We start from the raw sequence: 16,322 nt of genomic DNA on the forward strand, positions 1-16,322 counted from the left end.
TCTCAAGGAACGGACGCTTCCTTTGTACTCACCCTCTCGGGCTTTCCTCCGGGCTTCCCTTCGGTGTCTCCGACTCTATCAGATCCTTTTCTCGACCTGACCCCCAGTCAGCGGGGTTTGTCTTCCCGGCCCTGCGGCCGTTCCGACGTTTCAAACCTTAGCGGATTCTCTCGGCGATTCCCAATCGGGCCGCCGAGTCCTCAATCGAATTGAATTCGGGCATGCCGAAATCAACCCGGCCGGGAGGTCGCGCTGATGGTTTGGTTTGCCGCTCTCGCGGCGGGAGGTGCTGTCGAAGAACCGTTACGGCTCTGCGGCAACCCGGAGAACATTACGGATCTGGCAGGGGGCTGTCAAGCGTCTCCTGTCAAGATCTTTTATCCGGGGCATCAGTCCAGGTCGCTGAGGCGCCCGCCGGCGTCCGGCTGGGCGTGTTCCACGCGGCGCAGTAGCCGCGTGAGGACATCGCCGAGGGCGGTTCGCTCGGTGTGGGTGAGGTCCTGGAGGAGCTCCTCCTCGAAGACCGAGGCGAGCCGCATGACCGCCAGCCACTTCCCACGGCCCTCGGGTGTCAGCTCGACGATGACGCGGACCCGGTTGGACTCGTCGCGTTCGCGGGTGACCAGGCCCTCGGTGACCATGCGGTCGATCCGGTGGGTCATCGCGGCCGGGGTGAGGCCGAGGCGCTTGGCGAGATCGCTCGGGCCCAGTTGGTAGGGGGCGCCGGAGAGGACCAGGGCCTTGAGGACCTCCCAGTCGGTGTTGCTGATGCCGAGGGCGGCGGTCTGGCGGCCGTACGCGACGTTCATCCGGCGGTTCAGCCGGGACAGCGCCGAGACGATCTTCTCGACCTGGGGGTCGAGGTCCTGGAACTCGCGCTGGTAGGCGGCGATCTGCTCGTCGAGGGTCGGTTCGTGGTCGCCGGGGGTGTCGTCGCGGGTGTCGCCCATGGCCGAAGTATCGCATGGCACGGCTTGGCCTTGAAGTCCTTCGACGTGTATCTTTTAGCTTTGAAATTTATCTTCGAAGTCTTTGGTTCTCAGTACCGAGGATCTTCAACTACCACTCATCGACTTCCTGAGAGAGGTGAACGTGACCAGGGTGATGGGCGCGGCGATGCGCCGGATCCACGTGGGGAACGCGCTCAGCGCGTTCGGGCTCGGCTTCACCGTCCCCTATCTGTATGTCTATGTGGCGCAGGTGCGGGGGCTCGGTGCCGCGACGGCGGGCATGGTGCTCGCCGTCTTCGCCGTGGCCGCACTCGTCGTACTGCCGTTCGCCGGGCGGGCCATCGTCCGGCGGGGGCCGCTGCCGGTGCTGCTCGTGGCTCTGGTCACGGCGTCGGTGGGGGCGCTGAGTCTGGGGCTCGCCGCGAGCGCGGTCACCGTGCTGCTGTCGGCCGCCGCGCTCGGGGCGGGGCAGGCCGTGATGCAGCCGGCGCTGGCCACGATGATCGTGGATGTGTCGTCGGCGGAGACACGGTCGCGGGCGTTCGCGACGCAGTTCTTCCTCCAGAATCTGGGGCTGGGCGTCGGTGGGCTCATCGGCGGGCATCTGGTCGATGCCACGCGCGTGTCGTCGTTCACGCTGCTGTTCTCGATCGAGGCGGCGATGTTCCTGGTGCTGGTCGCGGTGCTGGGGACCGTGCGGATGCCGCGGGCGGTGCGGGTGCCGGCGGCGGTGTCGGCCGGGAGCGGCTGGAAGCAGTTGCTCGGGAACCGGGCGATGGTGCAGCTGTCCGTCCTGGGCTTCGTGCTGTTCTTCGCGTGCTACGGGCAGTTCGAGTCGGGGCTGGCCGCGTACGGGGTCGAGGCGGCCGGGATCTCCACGTCCGCGCTGGGGACCGCGCTCGCCGCCAACACGGCGGTGATCGTCGTCGCGCAGTTCGTGGTGCTGCGGTTCGTGGAGCGGCGGCGGCGGTCGCGGGTGATCGCGGCGGTCGGGCTGATCTGGGCCGTGGCCTGGATCGCGGCGGCGTACGCGGGGCTGGGCAGCGGGAGCCAGGCGATGGCGACCGCGGCGTTCGTCTCGACGTACGCGCTGTTCGGGCTCGGTGAGGCGATGCTGTCGCCGACGGTCGCCCCGCTGGTGGCCGATCTGGCGCCGGAGGGGCTGGCCGGGCAGTACAACTCCGCTTTTGCGCTGGTCAAGCAGCTCGCGCTGGCGCTGGGACCGGCGATCGGTGGGCCCATGGGTGCCTCGCTGCACGGGCCGTACGTCGTGACGTTCCTGGTGTTCTCGCTGGGGATCAGTGTGCTGGCGCTGCGCATGGGGCGGAGCCTCACGCCGGTGCAGGACCAGCCGTGGCTGGCCCGCAGCCAGGTCGTAAGGCGGGTCGCGGCTGTGGAGCCGGTCCCGGCGAAGGTGTAGTACCGGGCCGGGATACGCCCCTTTGGGGGCGCGGGGCTGTGCTTGATATGCGGCTCCGCCGCGTGGGCGCGACCAGCCCCCACTCACCCGCACCCGGCGACGAGAGAGGAACCCACCCCCACCTACCCCGCGTTGCCCAGCGGCAGAGCGAACTCGCACCACACCGCCTTGCCGCCGCCCGGCGTCTTCCGGCTGCCCCAGTTCGTGGCGATCGTCGCGACGATGGCGATGCCGCGGCCGGACTCGTCGCCGGGTTCCGCGCGGCGGCGGCGTGGGAGGTGGTCGTCGCCGTCGGTGACCTCGACGATCAGGCGGCGGTCGGTGCGGCGGAGCCGCAGGCGCATGGGTGGGGTGCCGTGTTGCAGGGAGTTCGCGACCAGTTCGCTGGCCGCCAGGACGCCCGCGTCGTGCAGGTCGGCCGGGAAGCGCCAGCTGCTCAGGACGCCGGAGGCGAAGGCTCTGGCGCGCGGGGCGGCCTCGACGCCGCCGAGCAGTTCCAGCGCGGCGTTGCGGAAGAGTTCGCCGTCGGGGCCGGTGCGGGCGGGGTGCTGGAGGACCAGGACGGCCACGTCATCGTCGTGGTCTGCGGTGACGCCCGCCGAGCGGACCAGGCGGTCGCAGATGACCTGCGGGGTGCCGGTGGCGCCGGCCAGGGCGCGCTCCAGCGACGCGATGCCCTCGTCCAGGTCGGCGTCCCGGCGTTCGACCAGGCCGTCGGTGTAGAGGACGGCGGTCGAGCCGGGGCCGAGGGGGATGGTCCCGGACGCGTACATCCAGCCGCCGGTGCCCAGGGGCGGGCCGGTGGGTTCGTCGGTGCGCAGGACCGCGCCGGACTCGTCCCTGACCAGGATCGGCAGATGGCCCGCCGAGGCGTACACCAGTCGGCCCTCGTTGGGGTCGTGGATGGCGTAGACGCAGGTGGCGATCTGGTTGGCGTCGATCTCCGTCGCCAGGCCGTCCAGGAGTTGCAGGACTTCGTGGGGTGGGAGGTCCAGGCGGGCGTACGCCCTGACCGCCGTACGCAATTGGCCCATGATCGCTGCCGCGCGGACGCCTCGGCCCATGACGTCGCCGATGACGAGGGCGGTGCGTCCGCCGCCGAGGGTGATGACGTCGTACCAGTCGCCGCCGACCGCGGCCTCGGTGCCGCCGGGGTGGTAGGTGGCGGCGATGCGCAGGTCGTCGGGTTGTTCGAGTTCCTGGGGGAGGAGGGAGCGCTGGAGGGTGACGGCGGTCTCGCGCTGGGTGCGTTCGCTGGCGCGCAGGCGTTCGGCGGCCTCGGCGTGGTCGGTGACGTCGGTGGCGAAGACCAGAACGCCCTCGTCACCGCCCTCGCCGTGCCGTACCGGAGTGCAGCAGAAGGTGTAGCTGCGGCCGTCGGAGGCCTTGCGGGACTTGACCGTACGGGGCTTTTTGCTGCGCAGGACCTGGTCGAGGAGGGGCAGCAGGCCCAGGTCGCGCAGCTCGGGGAGGGCGTCGCCGGCCGGGTGGCCGAGGGCGCGGGTGCCGAAGGCGGTGACGTAGGCGTCGTTGACGTAGCCGAGGCGGTGGTCGGGGCCGTGGACCAGGGCGACGAGGGCGGGGACTCGGTCCAGGACGTCACGTACCGGGAGGTCGTCGACGGAGGGGAGGGTGGGGGTGGTGAGGGGGGTGGGGGTGGTCGAGGGGGAGGAAGGGGCGGGGGTGGTGGTCCTCGGGTCGTCCGTGAGGTGTTCCGCGCGGGCTGCGGGTACGGAGCCTTCCCGGCGGTCGCGGGTGTCCCTGGCGTTACTCGCGTCGTGGCTGTCCTGGGCCTCTCGGGGGTCCCAGGCGTCTCGGCCATCGCGGCCGTCTCGGCCTTCGCGGGCCTCTCTGGTTTCCCGGCCCTCCCTTCCTTCCCTGCCCTCCCTGCTGTCTCGGCCCTTGTGGCCTTTGCGGCCGTCCGCTGGGCGGTCCGGGGGTGCGGCGGTTTCGCGGCGCGCTGCGGCGCGGCGCGGTGTTCCGGGGAGCCGGGCGCTCCAGCGCGTGAAGTTCACGAATCCTTGCCTCGTGTAGTCGTCGTCGGCCGGCTCCGGTTCCGGCCCGGAATCCCGGTGGTGGGCAGCGGGTGCCCGGCGTGGCGGTAGCCGCACCGTGTCTCGGCCTCCGGGGAATACAGCACTTGGGGGACAGCCTCGTGGGTGTCAGGCGGGGTGTCTGGTGGCGGGTCGGGCGGGATGGCGGCCCGCCCGGGGCCGTCGAGCGGCCGGGTGGACCCGGTCTGGGGGACCGGTCCAGGGGGGACCAGTCTGGCAGTGTGGCCGACCGGTCGACATCCGTCAGACGCCGGGATGCGGCCCGAAGTTCCGCGGACCGGTCAGTTCGACCCCTTCGGGTCGTCGCCGGGGTCGTCCGTAGCCTTTCCACCGGCCGCGAGTTCGAACTCCGCTCGGGGATGTTCGAGTGAACCGAGGGAGACGATCTCCCGTTTGAAGAGGCCGGAAAGGGTCCATTCGGCGAGGACGCGGGCCTTGCGGTTGAAGGTCGGCACCCGGCTGAGGTGGTAGGTGCGGTGCATGAACCAGGCGGGCCAGCCCTTGAGCCTGCGGCCGTAGACCTGGGCGACGCCCTTGTGCAGGCCGAGGGAGGCCACCGAACCGGCGTACGAGTGGGCGTAGGTGTCCAGGGGTTCGCCGCGCAGGCTGTGCACGATGTTGTCGCCGAGGACCCGGGCCTGGCGCACGGCGTGCTGGGCGTTCGGGGCGCACAGGGTGCCGGGTTCGGCGGCGCTGAGGTCGGGGACGGCGGCGGCGTCGCCCGCGGCCCAGGCGTGTGCGGTGCCCTCGATCGCCAGTTCGGCGGTGCAGCGCAGCCGCCCGCGGTCGGTGAGCGGGAGGTCGGTGGCGGCGAGCAGGGGGTGCGGTTTGACGCCGGCGGTCCAGACGACCGTACGGGTCGGGAAGCGCTGTCCGTCGCTGAGTACGGCGACCCGGTCGGCGCAGGACTCCAGGCGGGTCTCCAGGAGGACCTGGATGTTGCGGCGGCGCAGTTCGGCGACGGTGTAGCGGCCCATGTCGGGGCCGACCTCGGGCAGGATCCGGTCGGACGCCTCCACCAGGACCCACTTCATGTCCTCGGGCTTGACGTTGTGGTAGTACCGCGCGGTGTAGCGGGCCATGTCCTCCAGCTCGCCGAGCGCCTCGACGCCCGCGTAGCCGCCGCCGACGAAGACGAAGGTCAGGGCGGCGTCGCGGATCGCGGGGTCGCGGGTGGAGGAGGCGATGTCCATCTGCTCGATGACGTGGTTGCGCAGGCCGATGGCCTCTTCGACGGTCTTGAATCCGATGCCGTGCTCGGCGAGGCCCGGGATGGGCAGGGTGCGGGAGACGGAGCCGGGGGCGAGGACCAGTTCGTCGTACGGCAGTCTGCGCGGGCCGGTGCCCTCCTCCTCGCTGGCGAGGGTGGTGAGGGTGGCGGTGCGTTTGGTGTGGTCGATGGCGGCGATCTCGCCGACGACGAGCCGGCAGCCGGACAGCACGCGGCGCAGCGGGACGACGACATGGCGTGGCGAGATCGATCCGGCCGCGGCCTCGGGGAGGAACGGCTGGTACGTCATGTACGGGTCGGGGGTGACCACGGTGATCTCGACTTCGCCCCGCTTGAGTTCGGGTTTCAGCCGCCGCTGGAGGCGCAGGGCCGTGTACATCCCGACGTAGCCACCGCCGACAACGAGAATGCGCGCACGTTCCTTCACCACCCCATGACGCACCGGGCACCGCCGTTTGTCCACAGCCCCGGCAATTTGTGTGACCGGAGGCCGGACCTGTCCCGGCTTGGCCGGATTGCCCCGGTGGGCGGACAGGTGCGCAGGTCAGCCGGGGGGTGCCGGGTGGGGGAAGCGGGCGTAACCGGGACTTTTGCGGCTCGTACTCCGATCGGGGGGCGCTCCGTGCGGAACCTGCCCCTTCTGTATTGACTCCCGCTCAACTATGTTCGTGTCCCGACGGGGTGTAGGGGGATGCGCTCTCGGGTCCGGGAGGTGCGGGGTCCGTCAGGATCTCGCCACATGGGCCGAAGTTAGGGTTCGTTCGCCGCGCTCCGGTATCCAATGGCGGGGAGCGTCTCCGGGGGGAGACGTCGTTTACCGGGGGAAATCGTATGCATGTTCAGGACTCTCATTGGTCATCCGCGTCGGCGATCGCACCGACCGGACCGGTGGGCACGGCCGGGCCGCTGGGCCCGCCGGGCCCGATGGCGGGCGGCGGGCGCGGTGACGAGCCGCGCAGCACCCCGCTACGGGTGGACGCACAGCGCAATCTGGAGCACGTGCTGCGGGCCGCGCGCGAGGTCTTCGGCGAGCTGGGGTACGGCGCGCCGATGGAGGACGTGGCCCGGCGTGCCCGGGTCGGTGTCGGCACCGTCTACCGGCGGTTCCCGAGCAAGGACGTCCTGGTCCGGCGGATAGCCGAGGAGGAGACCTCCCGGCTCACCGACCAGGCCCGCGCGGCGCTCGGGCAGGAGGACGAGCCGTGGTCGGCGCTGTCCCGTTTCCTGCGCACCTCGGTCGCCTCCGGCGCCGGGCGGCTGCTGCCGCCGCAGGTGCTGCGGGTCGGCGTCGCCGAGGACGGTGGGGCCGACGGGGCGCGGGTTCCGGCGCAGCGGGTGCAGCCGGGGGCCGGGGAACTGCGGTTGGTGTCGGAGGAGGCGGCGGTGCATTCGGTGGCGTCGGTGGCTTCGGTGAGTTCATTGACGCCGGTGGCGTCGGTGCCTTCGGCGGCTTCGGTGGCGTCGGCGGCTTCGGTGTCCGTCGTGGACGATGCCGGTGCGGCGGCGCTGCTCGATGTCGTGGGGCAGCTGGTCGACCGGGCGCGCGCGGCGGGCCAGCTCCGGCCCGACGTGTCCGTCTCCGATGTCCTGCTGGTGATCGCCACGGCGGCGCCGTCCTTGCCGGACGCGGCCCAGCAGGCGGCGGCGTCGGCGCGGCTGCTGGATATTTTGCTGGAGGGGTTGCGGTCTCGGCCGGTTTGACGCCGAAGGCCTGGTCGGGTCCGGTCCTGGTCGGTTGGGGGCGGGCCCGGCCTCTGCGTCGGGTTGCTTGATCGGCCGCGTGGGCGTTGGACCCTTGACGCCAGGTGGCTTGATCAGGACTGGTCCGGGGTGGCTTTGAGGCGACTTCGCGGCGGTCCTGGGGGCTTGGTACCGCTTGGGGTCGCTCGGGACCGGCCGGATCGGGGTCGCTGCCGGTCCGGGTGACTCGATGAGGTGAGCGTTGGCGGTTCTGGGGGTGCGGATGCCTGTACGCCTGTACCCCTACCACGTTTTCGGGCAATTCCGGCATGCTCGTCAACTCGCTTGCGGGCGGCACCCGTTGAGCTTTCCCCGAACGGGTGACTGTCCATACGGTCGCCCCGGCAAGTCCCCTCGGACGAGTGGATGGAGCCAACCGCGGGTTACTGACGAAAAGTCGGTGTGGCACGCTGACCCGGTGTTCGGGACTGGTTGGGCAGGCGGCGGGGGCTTTGCGCGATGAGCGTTGACGGGCGCGACGAGTCACTCGGTGACGGCGACGCGGGCACCGGAGGCGAGACGACTCCGCAGGTTCCCAGCCAGGGGGGTCGGGCCGGGGGGCTCGGCGGGGCCGACGGGGGCAAGGGGAGCGGCAGGGGCGGCGCGGCGGACGCGGGGGCGGCCGGTGGGGGTGGAGCCGAAGGCGTAGTGGGGTTTCCGGCGCAAGGTGGGGAGTCCGTCGAGGGCGGCAGGGGGGTTCCCGAGCAGGGCGGGGAGCCTGTCGAGGACAGGTGGGGGTTTCCGGGGCCGGGCGGTGCGGGCGGTGGGTCCGTCGGGCGTGCGGATGGGGCCCAGGTTCCTCCGCAGGGTGGTGACCGGGTCGGTGATCGGGGTGGCGCGTCGCTCGGTGCATCCGGCGCAGGGACGTTTCTGGGACGGGGCGGTGAGCCGGGCGGCGGCGGTGCCGTACCGGCGCAGGGCGGAGGGCCGGGCGAGGGCGATCTCGCCGGGCAGGACGGCGAGGGGAGCGTGCCGCCGCAGCGGGCGTGGCGGGCCGGCGGGGTGCTGCCGCCGCCCCGGGAGATGCCGCCCGCCGACGGTGAGCTGATCGCGCGGATGCGGTCCGGCGACGACACGGCGTACGAGGAGCTGTACCGGCGCCATGCCGACGCCGTGCGCCGCTATGCCCGTACCTGCTGCCGGGACGGGCACACCGCCGACGATCTCACCGCCGAGGTGTTCGCCCGGATGCTCCAGGCGGTGCGCGGCGGCTCCGGGCCGGAGTACGCCGTACGCGCCTATCTGCTCACCAGTGTCCGCCGGGTCGCCGCGCACTGGACCAACTCCGCCCGGCGCGAGCAACTGGTCGACGACTTCGCGGTGTTCGCGGCGCAGGCCGCGCGTGCCTCGGAGGTGTCCGACGGCGACAACCTGGATCTCGGCGCGGATGTCCGGGCGATGCATGTGGCCGAGCAGTCGATGGCCATGCGGGCGTTCCGCTCGCTGCCGGAGCGCTGGCAGGCCGTGCTGTGGCACACCGAGGTCGAGGACGAGTCGCCCAGCGAGGTCGCCACGCTCTTCGGGCTGGACGCCAACGGCACCCGGGTGCTGGCCAGCCGGGCGCGCGAGGGACTGAAGCAGGCGTATCTGCAAGCGCATGTCAGCGCGACCCTGGTCGATGACGAGGCGTGCGCCCGCTATGCCGACCAGCTCGGCACCTACGCCCGTCGCAAGCTCCGTACGCGTGCCGAACGCGGTCTGCGCAAGCATCTGGAGGAGTGCGCCAAGTGCCGGCTGGCCGCCAGCCAGATCGAGGAGGTCGCCGGCGGTATCCCGGGGGTCGTGCCGCTGGCCGTCATCGGCTGGTTCGGTGCCGCCGGGTACGCCAAGGCGGTCGGGCTCATCGCCGGAGGGGCCGGTGCGGGCGCGGCGGGCGGGGCCGGTGCCGCCGCCGCGGCGAACGGGGGTGCGGCCGTCGAGGGGGTGAGCGCGCCGGTGAAGGCGGGGATCGCGGCCGGTGTGGTCGCGGTGGCCGCCGCCGCGGTGGCGCTCGCGCTGGTCGGCGACGACAGCACACCCCCGAAACCCCAGGCCAGACCGTCGGCCTCGGCCCCGGCCGCCCTGCCGGAACGCCCGGCACCGGCCCCGACCCCGGCCCGCACCTCGCCCGCACCGCCCCCGCCGCCTGCGGCCGTCCCGGTGGCGCGACCCACCCCCACCCCGAAACCCACCCCGACGCCGACCCCCTCCCCCTCCCCCTCCCCTGTGACCACTCCGACCCCCACCCCGACCCCGACACCCACGCCCACGCCCGCCCCGACACCGCCCCCGAGTCCCACTCCCACCCCGACCCCGACGCCCCCGCCGTCTCCCCCGGCGCCGGTCGTCTACCGGTGGAGCGAGCTGGCGTACGACATCACGGGCGACGGCAGCAAACCCGAGATGCGGATCGCGGAGAGCAGCTGGGTGTGGCAGCGGCAGGGGCTGTCCATCGGCGGCCGGACCTACGCCCACGGCGTCACGGTCCACGGCGACTCCTCCGTCACCATCGACCTCAATCACCGGTGCAGCGCCTACGACGCCCATGCCGGCGTCGACGACATGACGCTCACCCTCGGCAAGGTCTCCTTCTCCGTCTACGGCGGCGACGGCACCCGGCTGTGGAAGTCCGGCCCAATCGAGGGCGGCGATCCGGCGGTCCCGGTGCATGTGAACCTGACCGGCCACGACACCGTACGGCTGGTCGTCGAACCGCACAGCCCCTTCGACCGCCTGCTGCCGGTGGACTGGGCGGAGTCGCGTTTCACCTGCGTGTAGGGGGCGACGAGGGGTCGGCGGGTGGGGTGGCCGGGGTGGCGGTGGCCGGGGCGTGCCAGTCGTCCAAGCCGTCCAAACCGTCCAGGCCATCGGGGTCATCCGGGCCGTTCAGGTCGTGCAAGACGTCCTCGATGGTGAGCTTCGCGCCCCGGGCGCGCTCGGCCGTGTGGCGGTCCGGGCCGAGGGCCTCGCGGGCGGCTGCGTCGGTGCGGTCGGTCTCGGCGCACTGGGGCAGGGGGCCGGACCGGCCGTCGAGGAGGCGGTCGGCGGCGGCCAGCAGCCGGGCCGCTCGCGGGAAGTCGCCGAGCCGTGCGGACAGTTCGGCCGCGCCGTTCACCAGCCCGGCCAGCATCGACTCCGCGCAGCCCGCCGCCCTGGCCCTGTCCAGCGCCTCGGCCAGCAGCGGCAGTCCCCGCGCGGGGCCGGACTCCGCGGCCGTGACCAGCGCGGTCAGCCAGCCCAGCGCGGCGGTGAAATGCGGCGGCGGGGTGCCGAGGGCGCCCTGTCGGCGGCTCGCCTCGCACCAGGCGCGCGCCTCCCTGATGTCCCCGGCGTCCAGCGCGATCTGCGCCCGCATCAGCGCCACATAGGCCCGCGCGTCCGGGACGCCGTACCCCTGCGCGGCCCGGTCCGCCTCCTCCAGCCGGGCCACGGCCGCGGAGCGGTCGCCCGTGCGGTACGCGATCTCCGCGAGGCGGACCATCAGGAACGGCGTCTCGGCGAACGCCCGCACCTCGTAGGCGAGCCGCAGCGCCTCCTCGTACTCCCCGCGGGCCTCCTCGAAGCGGCCGGCCGGCATCGCCGCCTCGCCCGCCGCGCTGCACACCTGGGCCCGCAGCCAGCGGTCGCCCGACCGGCGGCCGAGCCCGCGCAGCTCGGCCAGGTCGTCGTCCACGCCCTCCATGCCGCCCAGCGCGTCGACCAGGAGATGCACCCGGAACATCAGGGTGGCCGCCAGCTCCCAGTCACCGCCGAACCGGCGGCAGTTGCCGATCGCCGCCTCCAGGACCGGCAGCGGGTCGATCCTGTCCCGGCGGTGGAAGGCGGTCAGCGGCCACAGCAGTCCCGGCATCCGGGCCGCCTCCGGACCGCCCCGCTCGTAGCGAGCGCGCAGCCGGTCGACGTACTCCTCGGACCTGGGGTCCGCGAGCCCGTCCATCGGCTCGGTGTCGGACCCCAGGAAGAGGTGCAGCATCCGCAGGTGGGTACGGAGGGCCTGGTGGGGGTGGGGTGCCGCCTCGGCGGCGGCTGCGAGGTAGATGCCGATGAGGTCGAACGGGGCGGGCTCGCCGTCCTCGGCCGGGGCGTCGGTCGCCGCGAGCCGCAGCACGCTCTCGATCCAGCGCACGCCCTCCTGGCGGTAGTTGCGCAGCCACCAGAACCAGCCCATGGCGAGGGCGAGGTCACCGGCCTCGGCCTCCTTGCCGGTGGTGATCGCGCGCTGGAGCGCCGCGCGGATGTTGTCCAGCTCGGTCTCCAGGCGGGCGATCCAGGGGAGTTGTCCGGCGGAGCGCAGCAGCGGGTCGGCCTCGCGGGCGAGGGCGCGGGCCCACGCGAGGTGCCGGGCCTCGGTGTCGGCGCGGCGCGCGGGGGTCTCGGCGGCGCGCTCGGCCGCGTACTCCTGGATGGTCTCCAGCATGCGGTAGCGCATGCTGCCGCCGCCGTCGCGCTCGTACGGGGCGGCGGCCACCAGGGACTTGTCGACCAGGGCGCCCAGCAGCTGCGCGGTCCGGTCGCCGCCGCAGACGGCTTCCGCGGCGCCGAGGTCCCAGCCGCCCGCGAAGACGGAGATCTCGCGCAGCGTCTCCCGCTCCGGCTCGTCCAGCAGGTCCCACGACCAGTCGACGACCGCGCGCAGGGTCTGCTGGCGGGGCAGGGCGGTGCGGCTGCCCGCGGTGAGCAGGCGGAAGCGGTCGTCGAGCCGGTCGGCGATCTGGCGCGGGGTAAGCATCCTGAGCCGGGCCGCCGCCAGCTCGATGGCCAGCGGCAGTCCGTCCAGGCGGCGGCAGATCTCCTCGACCGCCGCCCGGTCGCGGAGCACGGTGTCGGGGTCGGGGCGGACCGCCGACGCGCGCTCCGCGAACAGCCGGTGTGCCTGGTCGGGCCGCAGGGGTTCGACCGGGCGCACGGACTCGCCGGGGACGCCCAGGGGTTCACGGCTGGTGGCGAGGATCGTGAGCCCCGGGCAGTGGGTGAGGAGGGTTTCGGCGAGGCCGGCCGCCGCGCCGATGACATGTTCGCAGTTGTCAAGGATCAGGAGCTGTCCGCGCGGGGCGCAGTGCTCGATCAGCAGGGCGACCGGGTCGTCCTGCGGGGCCGCCAGGTCGTTGGTCATGAGCAGGGTCTCGCGCAGACCGAGCGCGTCGACCACCGCGCCTGGCACCGCCTCCGGCCTGTCGAGCGGGGCCAGCTCGACGAGCCACGCCTGCGGGAGCCCGGCGGCGGCTTCCTCGGCGAGACGGGTCTTGCCAGAGCCTCCTGGTCCGGTGAGCGTGACCAGTCGTGCCCTGTGCAATTCGGAACGAAGCGCGTCGAGTTCGAGTTCCCGGCCCACGAAAGAGTTAAGTCGGGGACGGATGTTGCCGGTGCGGGCGGGCTGTTCGGGGGGTGGGGGTGGGGTCTCCGGCTGGGGCGGGGGCGGTTGGTGCGTGTACGCCGGATGGGGCGGGGTTTCCGGACGGGGCGGGGTCGCCGGATGGGAAGGGGTGCTGGACGGCCGGAGCGAGGCGGTCTCCCAGAACCGGGCGTCCCGCCGGAGCCCGGCATCCGGTACTGCCCCGGCATCCCGTAGCGCCCCGGCATCCCGTGGTGACCCGGCGTCCGGGTCGAGCAGTTCGGCGTGCAGGGAGCGTAGTTCCGGGCCGGGGTCGGTGCCGAGGCCGTCGGCGAGGGTGCGGCGGGCCCGTTCGTAGGCGGCGAGCGCGTCGGCGCCCCGGCCGCTGTCCCGCAGGGCCCGGACGAGGTGGGCGTGCAGGGTCTCGTCGTACGGGTGCACGGCCGTCAGCTCGGACAGTTCCGGTACGACGTCCTGGGCGCGGCCCCGGGCCAGGTCGGCGGCGATACGGGCGCGGGTCGCGGCCAGGCGCAGCGTCTCGGGGCGGGCGGCGGCGGTGCGGTCGGGGAGGTCGGCGAGGGCGGGGCCGCGCCACAGGGCGAGCGCGGCGGCCAGATCGCGGGCGGCGGCCGAGGCGTCGCCCGCGTGCAGCGCGGCGATGCCCCGGCGGGTCAGCCCCTCGAAGACGAAGAGGTCCACGTCGTCCTCGGCCGCCGTCAGACGGTAGCCGCCCGGCTCGCTGACCACGGCGTCCTTGCCGACGGCCCGGCGCAGACGGCCGACCAGCGCCTGAAGGGCGGCCGGCGGATCCCGCGGGGGCTCGTCCGTCCAGATCCCGTCGATCAGCGCCGCGGGGGCGACGGCCCGTCCGGTACGCACCGCGAGCGCGGCGAGCAGCGCCCGCACCCGCGCACCGCCGAGCGCCAGGGCGACGCCCTGTTCGTCCCACGCCTCGGTGACACCGAGGATTCCGTACCGCACCGGCCCATTGTCCCCGGGAGGCGGTCGGTGGGGCCGCCCCAGGGGAAGCGCGGCGGCGCCGGGGCCCGGTCCGGCCTACCCCCTGCGCACGACCCCGGCGCCCAGCGCCCCCCGCTGGGGCGTGATCCCCGCCGGTACGGCACGCGCGCGGGCCGGGGTTCCGGTCCAGCAGGTGCCCCGGCGGGCCAGGAGGCGGCGGAGCCACAGTTCGAGGGAGACGAGGTCGGCGAGGCCGTCGACGGGGACGGGTTCGCCCTGGGCGGCCTCCCGCAGGGCCTTGCGAACGACCCGGGCCTCCACCAGGCCCGCCTCGGCCAAGAGCGGCGTTTCGAACAGCTCGATCAGGTGGTCGACGGAGACGCGCAGGCCGGTGCGGGCGGCAGCGGCGGCGGGCGCGCCGGAGGGGGCGCCCCAGCCGGGCGGGAGGTCGCCGACGCCGGCGCCCTTGAGGACCGTACGCAGGATCGCGGCGCGTGCGCCCGGCTGGACGCGCAGGGCCTCGGGGAGGGCGCGGCAGGCGCGGACGACCTGGTTGTCGAGGAAGGGGGTGTGCAGGCGCTGGAAGCGGATCTCGGCGGCCTGTTCCAGGATGCGCAGGTCGGCGGCGTGGCGGGCGAGGGCGGCACGCGCGCGGAAGTCGCCGGGGCGCTGGCCGGGGCCCTGGACGCCGGAGCGGCCGGGTTCGCTGTGCAGGCGAACCGATACTTCAGCCAGTGCTTCCCCGGTCAGCCAGCGGGCCGCCGGGCCGGGTCTCGCCCAGGTGAGGGCGGCGAGGGAGGCGCCGACCGCGCCGCCGGGCTCGTCGAAGCGGCGGTCCATGAGGAGGTCGGCGAGGCCGTTGACCCCGGTGCGGTAGGGGGTGCGGGCCAGCCGCCGGGCCGCGCCGTACACGCGCGGGGGGACCAGGACCGAGCCCTCCGCCTTGGCGAGGGCGGCGACCGGGCGGAGCAGGTGGCGGCGTTTGCGGTCCAGCAGGAGGTCGGCGAGCCGGGCCGGGTGGGCGTCGAGGACCTGGCGGGCGCCGTAGCCGGTGAAGTGGTCGGCGCTGCCGGCTCCGAGGCGGGCGCGGTGCCGGGCGGCGGACACCAGGCTGGTGCCGGGTTCGTCGGTGAGCGGGCCGTCCAGGTCGGCGTAGGGGAGGGTCTCCTCGCCGCCCGCGACCACCACGTGGTGCAGGCGCGGGTTGGCGGCCAGTTCGCCGGCCCGCTGCACCTCGGCCTCGCGGCCGGCGACGGCCAGGTCGTTGAAGGTGACCGCCAGCAGCCGCTCGCCCGCGCCCGTGCCGTGTCCCAGGACCGTGCCCGGCATGCCGGGCAGTCCGGCGGCGAGCAGGGCGAGGGTGGCGGAGGCGGGGCCACCGGAGAGGTCGGCGCCGATCCCGGGGACCGGCATCCCGCGCGAGGCGCGCCGTTCGGTGGGCCCCATGCCGGGCACCGGGCCGGGGTCGATGCCCGCGCCGGGGACGTGCCGGGGCGCCGACAGCCGGGCGCGTACGGCGTCCACCAGGGCGTCCCGTACGGCGTCCACGGCGCGCTCGGGGTCGGCGGGCGGGGCCGCGACCGCGAGGGAGGCCACGGGCTCGTATCCGGCGATCTCGCGGGCCCCGGCGCGCAGGATCAGCGCGTGTCCCGGCGGAACGCGCCGTACGCCGTCGTACGGCGTGGAGTCGTGCAGGGCGGCCGGGACGTCGGGGGCGGCGAGCAGGGCGGCGAGATGACCGAAGTCGAGGTTGGCCTCGACGAGGTCGGCGAGCGGCAGGGCGGCGGTGGCGTAGGCGGTGCCGCCCGCCCAGGGGGTGTGGAAGACCGGGCGGGCGCCCGCGAGATCGCCGCAGACGGTGATCCGGCGGCCGGACTGGACGACGGCCGTGTAGCTGCCGGGCCAGGCGGTCAGATGGCGCAGCGCGCCGCCGCGCGCGGCGAACAGGGCGACGCGCAGCTCCTCGTCGCCGGCCGCGCAGGTGCCGAGGACGGCGACCCGGGTCTGCGGGTCGACGGAGACCACCCGGACCTCGTCGGGGCGCCAGTCACCGACCGCCCAGAGCGGATCGGGGTCGCCCCACAGGAGCTGCGAGCCCACCGGGTGCAGGGTCTCTCCGTCGGGGCCGGTCGCCCCGGCGGTGCCGCTGCCGATGGCGGACGCGGCGGTACTGCTCCATCCCACCAACCACCGCATCGACGCCTCCACAGGCTGTGGACAACCAGTGCACCGCATGAACCGGTTCCCCATGCTGCCACGAAGAACGCGAAGTGGCGGGGCGGCGGAGCCGCTTGCGGGCAGCGGAACATACGCTCGCGCGCGGGGCGTTATCCGACCGAACACACGGGCGGGACCTGGTCATCGCGACTCGAATGCGCCCCCATGCCACGCCCCCAAAGCACCCAACGCGCCGTCAATTCGTATGGTGGGAGGGGTGATCGACAGAGCGGGGCAGGGTCGATTTTCGGCCAATTCGAGGCCGCGAGCAGAACGACGGAACGGCTTTGGACACGCTCCGTCGATGCTCTGCGCACCGCCCGGCGGTGCGCGGTCCGGGGGGGCGCGGTGCGCCCCCCCGGCCCGGAGGGCCGCCCCGCGGGGTCAATCGGGGGGGGACCCCCCCCCCCAGGGGCCGGTGCTCGGGGCGCGCCCCCCC

General features: G+C 73.9%; 9 protein-coding genes. 3 read left to right on the forward strand and 6 right to left on the reverse strand.

Annotation, left to right across the window (positions count from 1 at the left end):
* Positions 1–389: 389 nt before the first annotated feature.
* Positions 390–950, reverse strand: a complete 561-nt coding sequence (locus ACFXAZ_RS29190) for a MarR family winged helix-turn-helix transcriptional regulator (protein ID WP_384597248.1) — start codon at positions 948–950, stop codon at positions 390–392.
* A gap of 166 nt (positions 951–1,116) precedes the next feature.
* Between ACFXAZ_RS29190 and ACFXAZ_RS29195 the strand changes: the two genes are divergently transcribed.
* Positions 1,117–2,370 (forward strand): MFS transporter, encoded by a 1,254-nt coding sequence (locus ACFXAZ_RS29195; RefSeq protein WP_384597296.1) that lies wholly within the window; start codon positions 1,117–1,119, stop codon positions 2,368–2,370.
* A 122-nt stretch (positions 2,371–2,492) separates the two neighbouring features.
* Here ACFXAZ_RS29195 and ACFXAZ_RS29200 read toward each other — a convergent pair whose 3' ends face one another.
* Both ACFXAZ_RS29200 and ACFXAZ_RS29205 read right to left on the reverse strand, forming a co-directional pair.
* A complete protein-coding gene (locus ACFXAZ_RS29200; RefSeq protein ID WP_384597250.1) occupies positions 2,493–4,385 on the reverse strand; it encodes a SpoIIE family protein phosphatase in 1,893 nt (630 codons plus the stop codon).
* A 320-nt stretch (positions 4,386–4,705) separates the two neighbouring features.
* Positions 4,706–6,085, reverse strand: coding sequence for an NAD(P)/FAD-dependent oxidoreductase (locus tag ACFXAZ_RS29205; protein WP_384597252.1), 1,380 nt, complete (start codon positions 6,083–6,085; stop codon positions 4,706–4,708).
* 401 nt (positions 6,086–6,486) lie between these two features.
* Between ACFXAZ_RS29205 and ACFXAZ_RS29210 the strand changes: the two genes are divergently transcribed.
* Entirely contained in the window at positions 6,487–7,356 is an 870-nt protein-coding gene (locus ACFXAZ_RS29210) for a TetR/AcrR family transcriptional regulator (RefSeq protein WP_384597254.1), read from the forward strand.
* Positions 7,357–7,878: 522 nt separating this feature from the next.
* Here the strand turns inward: ACFXAZ_RS29210 and ACFXAZ_RS29215 are convergent.
* The gene (locus ACFXAZ_RS29215) at positions 7,879–8,499 is read right to left on the reverse strand and encodes a hypothetical protein (RefSeq protein ID WP_384597257.1); all 621 of its coding nucleotides are present in this window, start codon (positions 8,497–8,499) and stop codon (positions 7,879–7,881) included.
* Here ACFXAZ_RS29215 and ACFXAZ_RS29220 point away from each other — a divergent pair.
* Entirely contained in the window at positions 8,452–10,152 is a 1,701-nt protein-coding gene (locus ACFXAZ_RS29220) for a sigma-70 family RNA polymerase sigma factor (RefSeq protein WP_384597259.1), read from the forward strand. The two genes, ACFXAZ_RS29215 and ACFXAZ_RS29220, sit on opposite strands and share 48 nt — an antisense overlap.
* Here ACFXAZ_RS29220 and ACFXAZ_RS29225 read toward each other — a convergent pair.
* Together ACFXAZ_RS29225 and ACFXAZ_RS29230 are read right to left on the reverse strand one after the other, a co-directional pair.
* Positions 10,139–13,687 (reverse strand): BTAD domain-containing putative transcriptional regulator, encoded by a 3,549-nt coding sequence (locus tag ACFXAZ_RS29225; protein ID WP_384597261.1) that lies wholly within the window; start codon positions 13,685–13,687, stop codon positions 10,139–10,141. The two genes, ACFXAZ_RS29220 and ACFXAZ_RS29225, sit on opposite strands and share 14 nt — an antisense overlap.
* A 75-nt stretch (positions 13,688–13,762) precedes the next feature.
* Positions 13,763–15,862 (reverse strand): asparagine synthase-related protein, encoded by a 2,100-nt coding sequence (locus ACFXAZ_RS29230; protein ID WP_384597263.1) that lies wholly within the window; start codon positions 15,860–15,862, stop codon positions 13,763–13,765.
* Between the last annotated feature and the right edge of the window lie 460 nt (positions 15,863–16,322).

Origin of the sequence: Streptomyces sp. NPDC059477 (assembly GCF_042749375.1) — a bacterium.
Taxonomy (GTDB): domain Bacteria; phylum Actinomycetota; class Actinomycetes; order Streptomycetales; family Streptomycetaceae; genus Streptomyces.